General features: G+C 35.9%; 17 protein-coding genes. 9 read left to right on the forward strand and 8 right to left on the reverse strand.

Going from position 1 to position 15,225, the window contains the following annotated elements:
- Positions 1 to 39 precede the first annotated feature (39 nt).
- The gene (locus KORDIASMS9_RS06550; RefSeq protein WP_114902078.1) at positions 40 to 2,187 is read right to left on the reverse strand and encodes a S46 family peptidase; all 2,148 of its coding nucleotides are present in this window, start codon (positions 2,185 to 2,187) and stop codon (positions 40 to 42) included.
- A gap of 157 nt (positions 2,188 to 2,344) precedes the next feature.
- Between KORDIASMS9_RS06550 and KORDIASMS9_RS06555 the strand changes: the two genes are divergently transcribed.
- Positions 2,345 to 3,439, forward strand: coding sequence for a PA0069 family radical SAM protein (locus KORDIASMS9_RS06555; protein WP_371412757.1), 1,095 nt, complete (start codon positions 2,345 to 2,347; stop codon positions 3,437 to 3,439).
- Positions 3,440 to 3,564: 125 nt separating this feature from the next.
- Complete coding sequence (locus KORDIASMS9_RS06560) at positions 3,565 to 3,996, forward strand: hypothetical protein (RefSeq protein WP_114902079.1); 432 nt, start codon at positions 3,565 to 3,567, stop codon at positions 3,994 to 3,996.
- Positions 3,997 to 4,079: 83 nt separating this feature from the next.
- Here KORDIASMS9_RS06560 and KORDIASMS9_RS06565 read toward each other — a convergent pair whose 3' ends face one another.
- A complete protein-coding gene (locus KORDIASMS9_RS06565) occupies positions 4,080 to 4,676 on the reverse strand; it encodes a hypothetical protein (protein ID WP_114902080.1) in 597 nt (198 codons plus the stop codon).
- A 206-nt stretch (positions 4,677 to 4,882) separates the two neighbouring features.
- Between KORDIASMS9_RS06565 and KORDIASMS9_RS06570 the strand changes: the two genes are divergently transcribed.
- The gene (locus tag KORDIASMS9_RS06570) at positions 4,883 to 5,752 is read left to right on the forward strand and encodes an AraC family transcriptional regulator (RefSeq protein ID WP_114902081.1); all 870 of its coding nucleotides are present in this window, start codon (positions 4,883 to 4,885) and stop codon (positions 5,750 to 5,752) included.
- Between the two features lie 12 nt (positions 5,753 to 5,764).
- Here KORDIASMS9_RS06570 and KORDIASMS9_RS06575 read toward each other — a convergent pair whose 3' ends face one another.
- From KORDIASMS9_RS06575 to KORDIASMS9_RS06585, 3 genes are all read right to left on the reverse strand, one after another.
- Entirely contained in the window at positions 5,765 to 6,424 is a 660-nt protein-coding gene (locus KORDIASMS9_RS06575; RefSeq protein WP_114902082.1) for an HD domain-containing protein, read from the reverse strand.
- A 27-nt stretch (positions 6,425 to 6,451) separates the two neighbouring features.
- Complete coding sequence (locus KORDIASMS9_RS06580) at positions 6,452 to 7,195, reverse strand: lysophospholipid acyltransferase family protein (RefSeq protein WP_114902083.1); 744 nt, start codon at positions 7,193 to 7,195, stop codon at positions 6,452 to 6,454.
- An 85-nt stretch (positions 7,196 to 7,280) separates the two neighbouring features.
- Positions 7,281 to 7,691, reverse strand: coding sequence for a BrxA/BrxB family bacilliredoxin (locus KORDIASMS9_RS06585; RefSeq protein ID WP_114902084.1), 411 nt, complete (start codon positions 7,689 to 7,691; stop codon positions 7,281 to 7,283).
- A 182-nt stretch (positions 7,692 to 7,873) separates the two neighbouring features.
- Here KORDIASMS9_RS06585 and KORDIASMS9_RS06590 point away from each other — a divergent pair, with 182 nt between their 5' ends.
- The 4 genes from KORDIASMS9_RS06590 to KORDIASMS9_RS06605 all read left to right on the forward strand — a co-directional run bounded on the left by KORDIASMS9_RS06590 (position 7,874) and on the right by KORDIASMS9_RS06605 (position 11,527).
- Positions 7,874 to 8,686, forward strand: coding sequence for a TerB family tellurite resistance protein (locus tag KORDIASMS9_RS06590; RefSeq protein ID WP_114905167.1), 813 nt, complete (start codon positions 7,874 to 7,876; stop codon positions 8,684 to 8,686).
- Between the two features lie 68 nt (positions 8,687 to 8,754).
- Positions 8,755 to 9,336 carry a HupE/UreJ family protein gene (locus KORDIASMS9_RS06595; RefSeq protein ID WP_114902085.1) on the forward strand — a complete coding sequence of 194 codons (582 nt, stop codon included), beginning with the start codon at positions 8,755 to 8,757 and terminating at the stop codon, positions 9,334 to 9,336.
- A gap of 145 nt (positions 9,337 to 9,481) precedes the next feature.
- On the forward strand, positions 9,482 to 9,916 hold the full coding sequence (locus KORDIASMS9_RS06600; RefSeq protein ID WP_114902086.1) for a dCMP deaminase family protein: 435 nt from the start codon (positions 9,482 to 9,484) through the stop codon (positions 9,914 to 9,916).
- A gap of 12 nt (positions 9,917 to 9,928) precedes the next feature.
- Positions 9,929 to 11,527 (forward strand): S41 family peptidase, encoded by a 1,599-nt coding sequence (locus KORDIASMS9_RS06605; RefSeq protein ID WP_114902087.1) that lies wholly within the window; start codon positions 9,929 to 9,931, stop codon positions 11,525 to 11,527.
- Positions 11,528 to 11,805: 278 nt separating this feature from the next.
- Here KORDIASMS9_RS06605 and KORDIASMS9_RS06610 read toward each other — a convergent pair whose 3' ends face one another.
- The 3 genes from KORDIASMS9_RS06610 to KORDIASMS9_RS06620 are packed head-to-tail and all read right to left on the reverse strand — an operon-like array spanning position 11,806 to position 13,239.
- Positions 11,806 to 12,408, reverse strand: a complete 603-nt coding sequence (locus tag KORDIASMS9_RS06610) for an FAD-dependent oxidoreductase (RefSeq protein ID WP_114902088.1) — start codon at positions 12,406 to 12,408, stop codon at positions 11,806 to 11,808.
- Complete coding sequence (locus KORDIASMS9_RS06615) at positions 12,408 to 12,614, reverse strand: hypothetical protein (protein ID WP_114902089.1); 207 nt, start codon at positions 12,612 to 12,614, stop codon at positions 12,408 to 12,410. Before KORDIASMS9_RS06615 ends, KORDIASMS9_RS06610 begins: the two co-directional genes overlap by 1 nt.
- Positions 12,615 to 12,654: 40 nt before the next feature.
- The gene (locus tag KORDIASMS9_RS06620) at positions 12,655 to 13,239 is read right to left on the reverse strand and encodes a MarC family protein (RefSeq protein WP_114902090.1); all 585 of its coding nucleotides are present in this window, start codon (positions 13,237 to 13,239) and stop codon (positions 12,655 to 12,657) included.
- Positions 13,240 to 13,399: 160 nt separating this feature from the next.
- Between KORDIASMS9_RS06620 and KORDIASMS9_RS06625 the strand changes: the two genes are divergently transcribed.
- Positions 13,400 to 13,969 carry a DUF3109 family protein gene (locus KORDIASMS9_RS06625; protein WP_114902091.1) on the forward strand — a complete coding sequence of 190 codons (570 nt, stop codon included), beginning with the start codon at positions 13,400 to 13,402 and terminating at the stop codon, positions 13,967 to 13,969.
- 271 nt (positions 13,970 to 14,240) lie between these two features.
- Positions 14,241 to 15,221 (forward strand): ribonucleotide-diphosphate reductase subunit beta, encoded by a 981-nt coding sequence (locus tag KORDIASMS9_RS06630; protein ID WP_114902092.1) that lies wholly within the window; start codon positions 14,241 to 14,243, stop codon positions 15,219 to 15,221.
- Positions 15,222 to 15,225: the final 4 nt, after the last annotated feature.

Consider the following 15,225-nt stretch of genomic DNA (forward strand, 5'->3'; position numbering starts at 1 on the left):
TTTTTAGCATATTCGTTTTAGTAGTAAGCTAAATAGGTATTACTTTTTAATCGTTAATTCTTTGATAATATTATCTGCGCCCGATAGTTTATCAACCAACCACAACACATATCGAATATCTACATTGATGGTGCGTTGTAATTTGTCGTCGAAAATGACGTCACCAGCCATGGCTTCAATATTTCCATCAAAAGCCAAACCGATCAATTCACCTTTTCCATTCAATACTGGCGAACCTGAGTTTCCTCCTGTAATATCGTTATTCGTTAAGAAGTTTACAGGCATGTATCCGTTTTTGTCTGCATATTGACCAAAATCTTTTTTCTTATATAAGTCCATTACTTCCGCAGGTAAATCAAATTCATCATCATTAGGCTTGTACTTTGCAATCATCCCTTTCATTGTGGTGTAATTGTTTATTTTCGCGTCGTTTCTAGCGTCTTTCGGTAATGCCACTACTTTTCCGTATGTTAAACGCAATGTAGAGTTGGCATCAGGATATTTTACGCTGCTTAGTTTTGACACACGCAATCCTTGTACAAATTTTCTATATGCTTTGCTGTACGCTTCCTCTGCGGTTGCAATTGCTTCTGGGTTTTCTCTGTATTTTGCGAGTAAGTCTTTCGACAGTAAATACAGTAGATCGTTTTCTAATAATACTTTGTTTGGATACATTAAAAATGCTTCCAAGCGTTCTTTCGATGTAAATATGCTCAATTCCATGATTGCATTTACGTAGTTTTCCAAATCGTCTCCTGCATCTTCTTTGAGTTGTTTTACAGCAGCAGGCAATTCATATCCAGATTTTTCAATATATAATTTTAATTGTGCTACCATCACATCTTTTTCCAAAGGCAAGTACATATTTTTAAAAGTATCATCAATCAATGCTTGTAATCTTGGCTGTAATTCTTCGCGTTTCGCTTTGTTTTGTTCTATGAAATATTCTAAGTTTCTACCAATTCTCCATGGAGCTACCGCAAATTTGCTTCCGCGTAAAAGACCAATTAAATAATTATCATGTCGTGCCTTATCGTTGGTTAGTGCATAATACGCATTGATATCACTCACCACATTTCCATACATTTCTTTGTTGCGTTTTTTATTTGCCCAACGATCAAATTTCTTTTCCAAAGCACGTTTTTTGTCGGCTGTCCCATGTTTGGTTAAGGCATCAATCATTCCTTGTCTGTTCTTCCAATAATTGGCAATTCCTGCGTATGCAGAAGCATATTTCAGATTTACATCTTCACTATTGTCCATATGTTTTTTCATGACATCCATACTCACCTTTGAAGCTTCAACCCAAGCAGGGTAGGCATATTGTACGTTTTGTTCAATTCCTTCCGCAGGCATCCAACGGTTGGTACGCCCAGGATACCCTAAAATCATGGCAAAATCATTTTCTTTCACACCAGTTAAATCTACTGCCAAGTGTTTTTTAGGTTTCATCGGAATGTTATCTTCTGAATATTTTGCAGCATTTCCATCTTTATCAGTATACACTCTAAACAGTGAAAAATCTCCTGTATGGCGCGGCCATTCCCAGTTATCGGTATCTCCACCAAATTTTCCAATACTTTCCGTTGGCGTTCCTACCAAACGAACATCTTCATAATCTTCATACACAAAAAAGTAAAATTCATTTCCTTGGAAGAAAGAACGTACCGAAACCGTGTATTTTCCGCCTTCATTGTTTTCTTTCTCAATAACGGCAATTTCTTTATTGATAGCAGCTTCTCGTTCTTTTTCGGACATTGTATCGTTTACTTTTGACAAAATACGCTCACTTACGTCGTCCATTCGTACAAAAAAGCGAACATACAAACTTTCAGGTTTCAATTCTTCGTCAAAGCTTTTTGCCCAAAAACCATTTTTTAGATGATTTTTTTCTTCTGTAGATAATTCCGCAATCGCATCATATCCACAGTGGTGATTGGTCAATACCAATCCTTGTTCGGAAATAATACTCGCTGTACAACCACCATTAAATTGCACAATGGCATCTTTAAGACTATTATTATTAATGCTATAAATTTCTTCGGCGGTTAGTTGTAACCCCATTTTTTGCATATCTCTATGATTCAATCTGTCGATAAACATCAAGAACCACATGCCTTCATTGGCTTTTGAACTTGTAGGCATCATAAAAATGCTTACAATGATAAATAGAATTATTTTTTTCATGTATTTGTGTTTTTTAGAGGGCTAAATATACTTAAAATTGAAACTTTTTATTGGGAGATTAACGAATAATTATAATTTGAAAGATAGCATCTAAATTCCCGTAGTTGCAGTTCTTTTACACGTGTAAGAAATATTTCAAATACGATGTTTTTTACTTTTGAAAAAAAGAAAGAAAACCTTGGGAAATTCAACTACAATAAAAGGCAGAGGTGCGCAAAAAAATGTACACAATCGTTTTTTGGAAAATGCACACGAAGTGCGTTCCGATTTTTTAGAATATTGCCAAAAAGAAGGCGAAGAAGCCGATAAAAACAAAACAACGTATATCAACGTATTTCCCAAAACTATCCTTAACAAAGTTACAAGTCCCGATGTAGGCATGGAGTATTCGCTAAATCCGTATCAAGGTTGTGAGCATGGTTGTATTTATTGTTACGCCAGAAATAGTCATGAATTTTGGGGTTTTAGTGCCGGATTGGATTTTGAACGAAAAATTCTCATCAAACAAAATGCGCCGCAACTCTTAGAATCTACCATAAAAAAGAAAACCTGGAAAGCGCATACCATTGTATTATCGGGAAATACTGATTGTTATCAACCTGCGGAAAAAGAACTGAAAATCACCCGAAATTTGTTGAAAGTATGCTTAAAATACAGACATCCTGTAGCCATTATCACTAAAAACTCACTCATCCTACGCGATTTAGATGTGTTGAAAGAATTGGCAAAAGACAATCTCATTGGTGTTAATATTTCCATAACGTCCTTGTCGGAAGAAACACGCCGCGTGTTGGAACCGCGCACCGCAACCATCAAGAAACGACTAGAAACGGTGAAAACACTGGCGGAAAACGGAATTCCTGTGAATGTGATGCTGGCGCCTATAATTCCGTCCATCAACAGTCATGAAATTCTGCCTTTGGCGAAAAAAGTATCGGAATTGGGTGCCACTTCCATTGCGTTTACCATTGTACGATTGAATGGCGCGATTGGTGAAATTTTCACCGATTGGATTCGCAAAACCATGCCTGACAAAGCGGATAAAGTATTGCATCAAATAGAAAGTTGTCATGGCGGTACGTTGAACGATAGTCGCTACGGACATCGGATGCGCGGCGAAGGAAAAATAGCAGAACAAATTAGAAACTTAATTCATCTTGCCCGACGCAAATATTTTAAAGATAAAAAAATGCCGAAACTCAATACGAAACTTCATGAACACTACAAAAACGGGCAATATTCGTTGTTCTAAAAACGCTCACAAACTAAAAACCACGCTTACAAACTAATATGCGTGTTGCGTAGAATATTCTTATATATTTATACAAAGAACCCCAATTTTCAACGTGAAAAATGTACCATCAAACATAAATCACAATGAAAAAAATAATAGTGTGTATGCTTTCGTTTTTTGTACTTTCGTGTGCATCTGATGATGAATTAGTGTCAATTACAGAAGAAAACAGCATCAGTTTTCATCTAAATGGAGTTGCATATTTTATAACGGAATATGATGTTGGAATTGATCCGACAGATTCCAATATGCGGATGATTGAAGCTGTATTTGACAACGACACCAAAAAAATATCCTTCTTTGTCATTGTAGAAGAAACCAACGAAATAGAACGTTTTGTGTTAGAAGAACATGGCGTTTCGTGGATTTCCGAATTTGGATTGGGATATAGAGATACTTCTATCACAACGCATACAGACAGTAAAATGGAAGGAACATTCAACATTATCATGGAAGACAGAAACGGTCAGCCTTTACATATATTTATCAACGGAGTGATTAATATTGGGTTTTAGTTGTTGGCTAATTACACTATAAAAACAAAAAGCGTAGCATCATGAGACACTACGCTTTTCAACATTAATTGTGTTGGTTGAATCTAAAATTTAATACGTTCTGAAAATTCTCGTCCTTGACTTTCAAAGAAAACGGTATAACTTCCTTTTTTCTCTTTCGAAAGTTCAAATATACGTTCCATAATTTTTGTGTTTTCAACTTCTTCTGAAAAAAGTAGTTCTTTTCCCTGCTGAAAAGATGGTGTGTAGTATAATTTCATCTTCAAAGGTGCTACATCTAAAGAAAGTCGAGAAACAAATAAGTAATTGTCTTCCAAACGAACGGTTGGTTTGTAAATGACAGTTTCATTCTTTTTGTCAAATGTAACCTTGTTTGAAGCGACTGTAAATGGAATGACTACAATTTTTACATCTTTATCCAACTCTACATAATAGTTTCCATCAGGTAAAGAAGTAAGGTCAAAACCTTTGGCATAACTTCCATTTTTTTGAATCGATTCTTTATAAACGATGAGTAAATTAGCGTCTTTAATAACCAATTGATGTCCTTTCTTCACATTATCAAATGTGATGACAGTAGGTTCTTTGTGATTGTCTAAAGAAGATGTACCGTTCGCAAAACTAAGCATACTTACGATCATCATTCCCGTGCATACGATGTGTTTCATTCTTTTGTTCATGACTTTGTGTTTTAAATAATTACAGTACAAATGTAGGTTTGATGTTGCCATGGAAAAACGCCTATTTTGGCAGATTTGTGTGTTATTTTAACCGTTAAATAATTGTAAACTTTTTTATAAGTTAAAATAGCATAGAATTAAGATAAAAGAACACACTTTTTAGGCAGATTTAGTCGTAAATTTGTACAGCTAGTAAACATCTTGCTGTGAATACGAAACCTACATTAGAAAAAATAACGCCTGCGTTTGGAAATTCAATTCTTGTGGCACAAAATACCAAAAAGCGAAAACGAGAATCGGCATTTTGGCATTTTCACCCAGAAGTGGAATTGGTGTATGTAAATAAAGGAAAAGGAAAATGCCATATTGGAAATCATTTGTCGTATTTCAACAACAGCCAGTTAATTTTGATTGGTTCTAATTTGCCGCACAATGGTTTTGCCGATCGCTTAACGTCGAAAGGAAAAGAAACGCTGATACAGTTTAAAACTGATATATTAGGGAAAGAATTTTACAATTTGCCTGAAATGCAAGCCATTTCACTCTTACTAGAGAAAGCAAAAAAAGGAATTCGGTTTAAACCAGAAACTAAAAGAATTGTGGGGCCAAAAATTGAAAAACTGCCCAAATATGAAGGGTTTAAAAGAATCATTAAACTGTTAGAAATTCTGGATATGTTGGCGGTTGCAGAAGATTATGAGTTGCTCAACGTCGACGGATTTGCCTTTGAAACACAACCGCAAGACAGTGTAAAGATTGATACGATTTTTAAATACATCAACAGTAACTTTCAGCGTCACATTAGCTTGGACGAAATCGCGGATGAAGTCAACATGACTGTTCCTGCATTTTGTAGATACTTTAAAAAAGTAACAGGAAAAACCTTTACCAAATTGGTGAACGAATACAGAGTGGTATTTGCCACAAAATTATTATTGGAAAGTCAAAATAGCATTACTGAAATTTGCTATGAAAGTGGTTTCAACAACTTTTCACATTTCAACAAACTCTTCAAAGAAATTACCGGAAAAAGTGCCTCTAAATACAGAAGTGAAATGAAAATGATGATTCAATAACCCAGCACCTTTTCAAGCTTTTCCATTCCATTCCGCAAAAAACTGCGCTAAAAACTGTTCCATAAACACATGTCGTTGTTCGGCAATTTTTTGTCCAGTTTTCGTATTCATTTTATCTTTCAACAATAATAGCTTTTCATAAAAATGATTGATGGTTGGTGTAGTCGATTTTTTATATTCCGCTTTGGACATATTTAGATTTGGTGCAATTGCAGGATCGTACAACTTTCGATCTTTAAATCCGCCATAGTTAAAACAACGTGCAATTCCAATCGCGCCAATGGCATCCAAACGATCTGCATCTTGAATCACATCCAACTCTGGCGAACGAAATTGCTGCTCAAAATTTCCACCTTTAAACGAGATATTACTAATAATGTTTTCAACATGCACAATGTCCGCTTCCGCCACAGCGACACTTTCCAAGAAATTCCGCGCTACTTTTGGTCCAATCGTTTCGTCACCATGGTGAAACTTTGAATCGGCAATATCGTGTAATAACGCGCCGAGACTCACAATAAAAACGTCTACAGTTTCTTCTTTGGCAATCAACAACGCATTTTTGTACACACGTTCTATATGAAACCAATCGTGTCCACCTTCTGCATTTGCTAAGGTTTCTTTCACAAACACAATCGTTTTTTGGATGATTTCTTCTTTAGATAATGACATAACGACTTCTCTTTTCAGTATAAAAAATTATGCAACAACAATGTGTGAAGTAATTACTTTTTCAAGCTGTGCAATCAGTTCTTGGTATGTTGCCTTTGGATAATCGCTCAGTAAAATAGGCGGATGCGCATCAATCGTAATTTTTGCACCCAAACCTAATGGAAACTTTCCATATTTGGTCGTTTTCCATGAATTATTGATTGTTACGGGAATAATCTGTGCATTCGGAATGTACTTAAATAATACCTCCAATCCTCTAGTTTTAAACGGTTTTGGAATGCCGGTGCGACTGCGTGTTCCTTCAGGAAAAATAATGCCTGCGTAATTGTTATTGTAAATAAGTTTTGCAAATCGGATAATTTCTGCAATGGATTGCTTTTGATTCTTTCTGTCAATCAACGCAGCGCCTGTTTGTCGTAAACTAAACGAAATGCTTGGAATGCCTTTTCCCAATTCTTTTTTGCTGATAAATCTCGGATAATGCTTTCGAAACATCCAAATCAATGGTGGAACATCGTTCATACTTTGATGATTTGACACAATAATCACAGGTTTATCTTTCGCCAATTTGTACTGATTGCGAAGTCGGTAACGCGTACCCAAAATAGCATGACAATACATCAAACTAATTTGCAACGCATTCACACTACGTTGATGTCCGTTGTGTCCGCCAAGCTTCAAAAAAATCCATTGAATGGGATGAAAAATCACTAGCAACAATCCAAAAACAAGCATATAAATACTTGAAAGTAGGTAGGATATAATTTTCATTACTTCCTTATATTTTATATTGATTCAACAAAAAAACAAAACCACGCGATGGCGTGGTTTGTATAACGTATTCGATAAAAGTGAATTAGCAATTTTCGTTGTACGCATCTTTCAGGTTTTCAGCAATCATTTCTGCTGGTCTTCCTTCAATATGATGACGTTCTAACATGTGTACTAACTGTCCATCTTTAAACAATGCCATGCTTGGAGACGATGGAGGAAAAGGAATCATATAGCTTCTTGCTTTATCAGTTGCTTCTCTATCTACGCCTGCAAAAACCGTTACTAAATTATCAGGTTTTTTATCATTATCTAAAGACATACGTGCGCCAGGTCTTGCATTGGCTGCAGCACAACCACACACTGAATTTACAACAACTAAGGTTGTCCCTTCTTTTGCTAACGCAGAGTCAACAGCTTCTACCGTATGTAATTCTTCAAAACCTACTGCGGTTAAATCGGCGCGCATTGGTTTTACCAATTCTGGTGGATACATAATCTTTATAAATTAAATTCATTAATAATTTTGCAAAGATACGGATAAATCCTATTGCACCCGAATTCAGAAATGCTGTTTTTTTGTTAAAGAAAACTGAAAATGTAGTAGCTATTTTTAGAAATATACTGGTTGTCAATACTTTTTTCTCGGGAAAATGTATCTTTGGTAAAAAACAAGATATGAGTGGATTTGCAAGCTGGATTGGAGGCGCGTTAGGTTGGACACTTGGTGGCCCTATTGGAGCCGCTATTGGTTTTGCCATCGGATCAGCCGTTGATAAAGCAACGTCAAAAGGATTATTACTGGATGAACCGAAACAATCAAAAAAACGCCGTCGTAAAAGAGCTGAACCTACGTATGAAAAACGGAGAAGGCGCAGAACTACCACTGCGGAAAAGCAATCGCAAACCAAATCAGGAGATTTTGAAGTGAGTTTGTTGGTGCTTTCTGCGATTGTGATGAAAGCAGATGGCGAAGTTTCCCAATCTGAAAAAGATTATGTGCGTGATTATTTTATAAAAATGTATGGGAAAGAACGTTCTAATAATGCGTTTAAATTGTTCAACGGATTATTGAAAAAAGAAGATATTTCCACACGTCAAGTTTGTCAGCAAATCCAAACGTTTATGGACCATTCGTCGCGTTTGCAATTACTACATTACTTATTTGGTGTGACCAAAGCAGACGGACACGTAAGCGAAGAAGAAGTAGAACTGATTGAAAAAATAGCAGGATATCTATACATTAACGATCGCGATTATCAATCGATCAAAGCAATGTTTTACGATCCAATTGATGCTGCGTATCGCATTTTAGAAATTGACAAATCGGTTACGATCAACGAAATCAAAAAAGCCTATCGTAAAATGGCGAAAAAATACCACCCTGATAAACTGCAACACTTAGGTGAAGAACACGTAAAAGGCGCAGAAGAAAAATTTCAACGTGTACAAAAAGCTTACGAACAACTGCAAGAAGAACGCGGTTTTTAAATTCCCAAAATAAAATGTAAGTTTGAAACACAAACCCCAAACCCCAAACCTAAAACCTACAATTACTTATGAGCGACTTTTGGATTTTCTTTAAATTAGGACTCAATCACGTATTAAACTTTGACGGATACGATCATATTTTATTCTTAATTGTACTTGTTGTTGCGTATGTGTTTAAAGATTGGAAACGCGTATTTTGGATTGTCTCCGTATTTACGATCGGACATACCATTTCTTTAGCATTATCAACATACAATGTTATATCTGTTCGTGTCAATACAGCGGAACTACTTGTATACGTAACCATTATTGCGACTGCATTGTACAATATATTTACTGCTGGGAAAAACAATAACAAAACAAAAATTGTCATTCTCTTAGTCGTCGCATTATTCTTTGGATTGATTCATGGTTTGGCATTCTCCAACTATTTCAAAGAAATGACCAACGGTATAGAAAGCAAGTTATTGCCAATGTTAGAATTTGCCTTAGGTGTAGAAGCGGCACAAATCATTATTGTTTTAGTTGTTTTACTACTTTCGTTCGTATTCCAAACCGTATTCCGTTTCTCCAAAAGAGATTGGGTAATGGTTGTTTCCTCCATTGTACTTGGTATCGCTTTTCATATTGTGGATGCGAATTTTTTGTAGAAGATACTTTCATAACCACAATTTTGGTAAAAAATTAACAACGAAGTTATTGTGATTCCATCAGAAACCTAATATCTTCGTTACAGAAGGTGAAGAAGCAACGATTACAGTTGCTTTTTTTCGCTTTAAAAAGTTACATTTGTACATGCTCAAACAAAAAAAAGCAAAATACGATCACGCCTATTTGCGCATGGCAAAAGAATGGGGAAAACTTTCCTATTGTCAACGAAGACAAGTTGGCGCGATTATTGTCAAAGATAGAATGATCATTTCTGATGGTTACAACGGAACACCTTCAGGATTTGAAAATTTCTGTGAAGATGAAGAAGGCTACACAAAATGGTATGTATTGCATGCGGAGGCAAACGCCATCTTAAAAGTAGCAGCTTCTACGCAATCCTGTGTTGGTGCCACATTGTATATTACGATGTCGCCATGTAAGGAATGTAGTAAGCTGATTCATCAATCAGGAATTACGAGAGTTGTGTATGTAGATGCGTACAAAGATGATTCAGGCATACAATTTTTAAAAAAAGCAGGCGTTGAAGTAGAACACATTCCTTCGGTTGAAGCGTCTTAAAACAAGCATATTTTGAATAAAAAAACACAATACTTACTTCCCGTGATCATTGCAGCCGCAGTTGCCGCAGGTGTATTTATTGGTGGAAAATTAAATTTCAGTGCTACGCCCGAAAAACTATTCTCATCCAACACAAGCAAAGACAAACTCAATCGCTTGATTGATTACATTGACTACGAATATGTAGATGATGTCGATGTGGACAGCATTGTGGATGTGACGGTAAATAATATCTTAGAAAATTTAGATCCGCATTCTGTATACATTCCTTCGGAAGAAGAAAAAAGAGTAGCAGAAAACATGCAAGGTGATTTTGTAGGTGTCGGAATTCGTTTTGATATCATCAATGATACGCTCACAGTTGTGAGAACCTTAGAAGGTGGCCCAAGTGTTGCCGCAGGAATCAGAGCGGGCGATCGCATTTTAATGGCGGACAAAGATACGTTGTACGGAAAAAATTTGCGCAACACACAAGTCATCAAACGATTGAAAGGTACAGAAGATACGTCTGTAAAATTGAAAATCTACCGTAAAAGCACTGATGAAGAGTTATACATTGATCTAAAAAGAGCCAAAGTTCCAATCAAAAGTGTAGTAGCGCATTACATGTTAACAGACGATTTAGGCTATATAAAAATCAATCGTTTTGCAGAAACTACCTATGACGAATTTGAAGAAGCATTGGAAAATCTGCAACAGCAAGGCGCTAAACATTTAACGTTGGATTTACGCAACAATCCAGGTGGAATTTTAGACATTACACGCGATATTGCGGATGAATTTTTGGAAGATGGAAAATTAATTCTGTTCACCAAAAATAAAAAAGGAGAGATTGATAACTATTACGCTACCGACAAAGGCGATTTTGAAGATGGCGAAATTTATGTGTTGATCAATGAAAAATCAGCATCAGCAAGTGAAATTGTAGCAGGCGCACTGCAAGACAATGATAAAGGTGTCATTGTAGGAAGAAGATCGTTTGGAAAAGGATTGGTACAACGACCAATGCCGCTCGGAGATGGTTCGGTAGTTCGTTTAACGATTTCACGTTATTATACACCAACAGGACGTTCCATTCAGCGTTCGTACAAAAAAGGGAACAACGATTATTTTGATGAATATTATGAACGTTTCAAATCGGGAGAATTGAAGTCGATGGATAGCATCAAAGTAGCAGATTCGCTCAAATTTAAAACGCCAAAAGGTAAAATTGTATATGGCGGTGGCGGCATCATTCCAGATGTATTTGTACCATTGACAAGTTCACCAGAAGAATTATCGCTGGAACGCGGATTGCGTGCAAAATTTGCTGGATATATTGATGAATTTGTCTTTGAAAAACTAGACACTGACAGAGCTGCGTATAGCAATATGTCGTTTCAAGAGTTTATGGATACTTTTGAAATTTCAGAAGAATTACTCCAAGAATATGCTGAATATTTTAGCAAAAAGCGCGGGCAACGTATCTACATAGAAAAATTTGCCAATCAAATGAAACGACACCTCAAAGCCGTGTTTGTTGAGCAATTATACGGAACCAATGAGTATGAACAACAACTCAATGTTGGCGATGCAATGATTGAAAAAGTGCTAGAGTTGCATGGGAATTAATGTGATTAGTACTGAGTATTGAGAAGTTAGTATTGAGAACTTTCAAAGAAAAATTCCGCAAGACTATTCTAAACAAAACACAATATCTTCATATTTTCAATAAAACTAGAACCGTCACTTCGTGTGGTTTTCGATAGAAAATTGTATCGAGAAGTACTTTGAAATTCTTACCAGAATTTTGCTCGATTTGACGTTTGTAACAATGTGTAGATTTTGAATGTTTGTTTAAAACTAAAGAGGATTCGTGTCAATTCAGTATAGTGAAGCGATCTAAAAATCTAGATTTTATCATGCACTTTCGTGTGATTGCCATCATTCCAAAGCGTTAAAATGTCAGTAGCAACCTGCGCGCCACTTCCTGCGGCAATGGCAAATTGACTTCTCCAACCGGCAATGGTGCCACAAGCATACAATCCATCTTTTACCAAATGATCATCGTTTTTTAAATACACACGATCTTTTTTGGCAGCCGCTCTTGGATGCGGCGCAATACATTCCTCCAAACCTTCAATCGTAAACGGTTTTGCATAATTCAACGCGATTACGACCAGTTTACTCTGATAGGTGTTTTTATTCGTTACGATTTGAAAATTGCCTGCTTCTCCTGTAATTTCAAGTACTTTTTCTTTGGTAATTTGTGTCACGTGCGGATACACTTCCGTGAGATGTGCTTGTCCTTCCATCAAAATTTCCGCACCTGTTTTTCCTTTTGGTAAGCCTAATACATTATTAAACAATGCATTTTGCAAATGGGAAGATCGTTGGTGAAGTACAATGCCAATCTTTTTATCTACAGCAAACGGTTTCTCTTTGGCAGAACCTAAAATGAGCGCGCATTGCATTCCTGAAACACCGCCACCAACCACAAGGACGTCAAACATTACTTCTTAGAATTATTAATTTTTTCCTGAATCTTCTTTGACGTCAAGAAAATCAATACAATCATAATAGCACACAAAGAAGCCAATACGCCTACTAAGGCTACCAAGCTGTCTCCTTGTAAAATATTGTCAAAATTTAGTTTGGTTACGTTGTAAATACAAAGAAACGCTGCTAACACGATAAACACATACGAGAATATTTTCATTTTTCTTTTCCTTTTAAAAGTGAATTTTTACGGTGCAAAATTACGCAAATATTTCTTGAATTCCCGTAGTAAATATTTTAACTGAAATTGCTAACAGGATGACTCCGAATACTTTTCGTAAAATACGAATTCCATTCTGACCAAGCCAGCGTTCTATCTTCACTGAAGCTTTCAACACAATATACATAATGATCATATTGATTAAAAGTGCCACGACAATATTTTCTGGACTAAATTCCGCACGAAGCGATAAAATAGACGTCAAACTTCCAGGTCCGGCAACCAATGGAAAAGCAATCGGAAACACAGACGCATCACTCATGGCATTTTCTTCATCTTCCTTAAACAAGGTAATTCCCAAAATCATTTCCAATGCCAAAAAGAACAGAACAAACGAACCTGCAATCGCAAATTGACTCGCCGTAATGCCAATTAAGTTCAACATACTTTGTCCCACAAACAAAAACACGGTCAAAATAACACCTGCAATAATGGTCGCTTTTCCCGATTGAATATGTCCTGTTTTGCGGCGTAAATCTATAATAATAGGAATGTTTCCAATAATATCAATCACGGCAAAAAGTACCATACTTGCCGTTAGAATATGTTTAAAATTTAGTTCCATTGTTGATCCTTTTTAAAATTTGCGGCAAAAGTATAGTATTCCTCCAATTTTCAATGCAAAATCATGTGTTTTTTAGTTTAAATTAAGGTGAAGTTTACGGTCGTAAAAAAATCATAGAATTGGCTGAAATTAAAACTGTAGAAAAAAGTATATTTGCCACATGTTTCAAATAGGAAAAACCATCATTTCAGAAGATATTATTGAAAACGACTTTGTGTGCAATCTCAGTGCGTGCAAAGGAATTTGTTGTGTAGAAGGTGATGCTGGTGCGCCACTGGAAGATGAAGAAATTAAAAAGTTGGATGCTATTTACGACACCGTAAAACCTTTTTTGCGAAAAGAAGGAATTGCGGCTATTGAAGCGCAAGGAACCTATATTGTGCGAGAAAATGGCGATTTGGAAACACCTTTGGTCAACGGTGCGGAATGTGCCTATGTAACGTTTGATCAAAATAATACTGCGATGTGCGGAATTGAACAAGCGTATAATAAAGGTGTAATTGATTGGAAAAAACCAATTTCTTGTCACTTATACCCAGTGCGTGTGGAAGCGTATAGTGATTTTGCAGCAGTCAATTATCACCGATGGCCCATTTGTGATGATGCGTGTAGTTTAGGGAAAGAATTACAAGTACCGATCTATAAATTTGTAAAAGAAGCCTTGATTCGAAAATTTGGAGAAGATTGGTATTTGGAACTTGAGAAAACTGCCAAAAAATTGGGACGCTAATCCATAAATCTCATTTTCTCATTTTTTTTCACAAACGCTTGTTTTATCGCTGTTAACAACGAATAGGTATTTGTAAGTTATTGATAATCAGTAAAAAATGCCGTTTTTTAAAAATGTTAAAAAGTAGGAAAAAACTGTACTGTTGTTAAAAACTCTCGAACTTTGTGAATAAGTTACACTTTCATTTCCGCCTACAATTTTCCATCTTTGTTATTCCCAAATCAAACAATAGTCTTTTACCCAATTTTACATTAAAAAACTCTATAATTTTATGTCATCAGCAATAGAACCCATCTTACAAGAAAACAAAGACAGATTTGTGATTTTTCCAATCAAACATGCAGATATTTGGGAATGGTATAAAAAATCGGAAGCTAGTTTTTGGACAGCGGAAGAAATTGACCTTCACCAAGATTTGACAGACTGGAATACAAAATTGAATGATGACGAACGTTATTTTATCAAGCATATTTTGGCATTTTTTGCCGCTTCAGACGGAATTGTAAATGAAAACTTAGCAGAAAACTTTGTCAACGAAGTACAATATTCAGAAGCAAAGTTTTTCTACGGATTCCAAATTATGATGGAAAACATTCATTCTGAAACATATTCGTTATTAATTGACACGTATGTAAAGGATGAAAAAGAGAAAAGCAAATTGTTTCAAGCAATTGAAAATTTTCCTGCTATCAAAAAGAAAGCCGATTGGGCATTGCAATGGATTGATTCACCAAGTTTTGCAGAACGTTTAATTGCGTTTGCTGCAGTAGAAGGTATTTTCTTTTCAGGTGCATTCTGTTCTATCTATTGGTTGAAGAAAAGAGGAATTATGCCTGGATTAACGTTTTCTAATGAGTTAATTTCTCGTGATGAAGGTGTACACTGTGATTTTGCAGTACACTTACACAACAATCACTTGGTAAATAAAGTTCCGAAAGAACGTATTCGCGGAATTATTGTAGATGCATTAAACATCGAACGCGAATTTATCACAGAGTCTTTACCTGTAAGTCTCATTGGAATGAATGCTAAATTAATGACACAATATTTAGAGTTTGTAACAGACCGACTCCTACAAGAATTAGGTTGTGAAAAAGAATACAATGTGTCCAATCCATTCGATTTTATGGATATGATTTCTCTTCAAGGAAAAACAAACTTCTTTGAAAAAAGAGTTTCAGAATACCAAAAAGCAGGTGTGCTGAACAAAGAAGAAGAGAAAGACAAATTTAGCTTTGACGCAGATTTCTAAAAGA

The sequence above is a fragment of the Kordia sp. SMS9 genome, assembly GCF_003352465.1.
Taxonomy (GTDB): domain Bacteria; phylum Bacteroidota; class Bacteroidia; order Flavobacteriales; family Flavobacteriaceae; genus Kordia.

What these genes read in the sequence shown, in the direction of transcription:
- KORDIASMS9_RS06550 (WP_114902078.1), bottom strand. Translation starts at nt 2,187, where the DNA reads ATGAAAAAAATAATTCTATTTATCATTGTAAGCATTTTTATGATGCCT.
- KORDIASMS9_RS06560 (WP_114902079.1), top strand. Translation starts at nt 3,565, where the DNA reads ATGAAAAAAATAATAGTGTGTATGCTTTCGTTTTTTGTACTTTCGTGT.
- KORDIASMS9_RS06565 (WP_114902080.1), bottom strand. Translation starts at nt 4,676, where the DNA reads ATGAACAAAAGAATGAAACACATCGTATGCACGGGAATGATGATCGTA.
- KORDIASMS9_RS06575 (WP_114902082.1), bottom strand. Translation starts at nt 6,424, where the DNA reads ATGTCATTATCTAAAGAAGAAATCATCCAAAAAACGATTGTGTTTGTG.
- KORDIASMS9_RS06580 (WP_114902083.1), bottom strand. Translation starts at nt 7,195, where the DNA reads ATGAAAATTATATCCTACCTACTTTCAAGTATTTATATGCTTGTTTTT.
- KORDIASMS9_RS06585 (WP_114902084.1), bottom strand. Translation starts at nt 7,691, where the DNA reads ATGTATCCACCAGAATTGGTAAAACCAATGCGCGCCGATTTAACCGCA.
- KORDIASMS9_RS06590 (WP_114905167.1), top strand. Translation starts at nt 7,874, where the DNA reads ATGAGTGGATTTGCAAGCTGGATTGGAGGCGCGTTAGGTTGGACACTT.
- KORDIASMS9_RS06595 (WP_114902085.1), top strand. Translation starts at nt 8,755, where the DNA reads ATGAGCGACTTTTGGATTTTCTTTAAATTAGGACTCAATCACGTATTA.
- KORDIASMS9_RS06600 (WP_114902086.1), top strand. Translation starts at nt 9,482, where the DNA reads ATGCTCAAACAAAAAAAAGCAAAATACGATCACGCCTATTTGCGCATG.
- KORDIASMS9_RS06610 (WP_114902088.1), bottom strand. Translation starts at nt 12,408, where the DNA reads ATGTTTGACGTCCTTGTGGTTGGTGGCGGTGTTTCAGGAATGCAATGC.
- KORDIASMS9_RS06615 (WP_114902089.1), bottom strand. Translation starts at nt 12,614, where the DNA reads ATGAAAATATTCTCGTATGTGTTTATCGTGTTAGCAGCGTTTCTTTGT.
- KORDIASMS9_RS06620 (WP_114902090.1), bottom strand. Translation starts at nt 13,239, where the DNA reads ATGGAACTAAATTTTAAACATATTCTAACGGCAAGTATGGTACTTTTT.
- KORDIASMS9_RS06625 (WP_114902091.1), top strand. Translation starts at nt 13,400, where the DNA reads ATGTTTCAAATAGGAAAAACCATCATTTCAGAAGATATTATTGAAAAC.
- KORDIASMS9_RS06630 (WP_114902092.1), top strand. Translation starts at nt 14,241, where the DNA reads ATGTCATCAGCAATAGAACCCATCTTACAAGAAAACAAAGACAGATTT.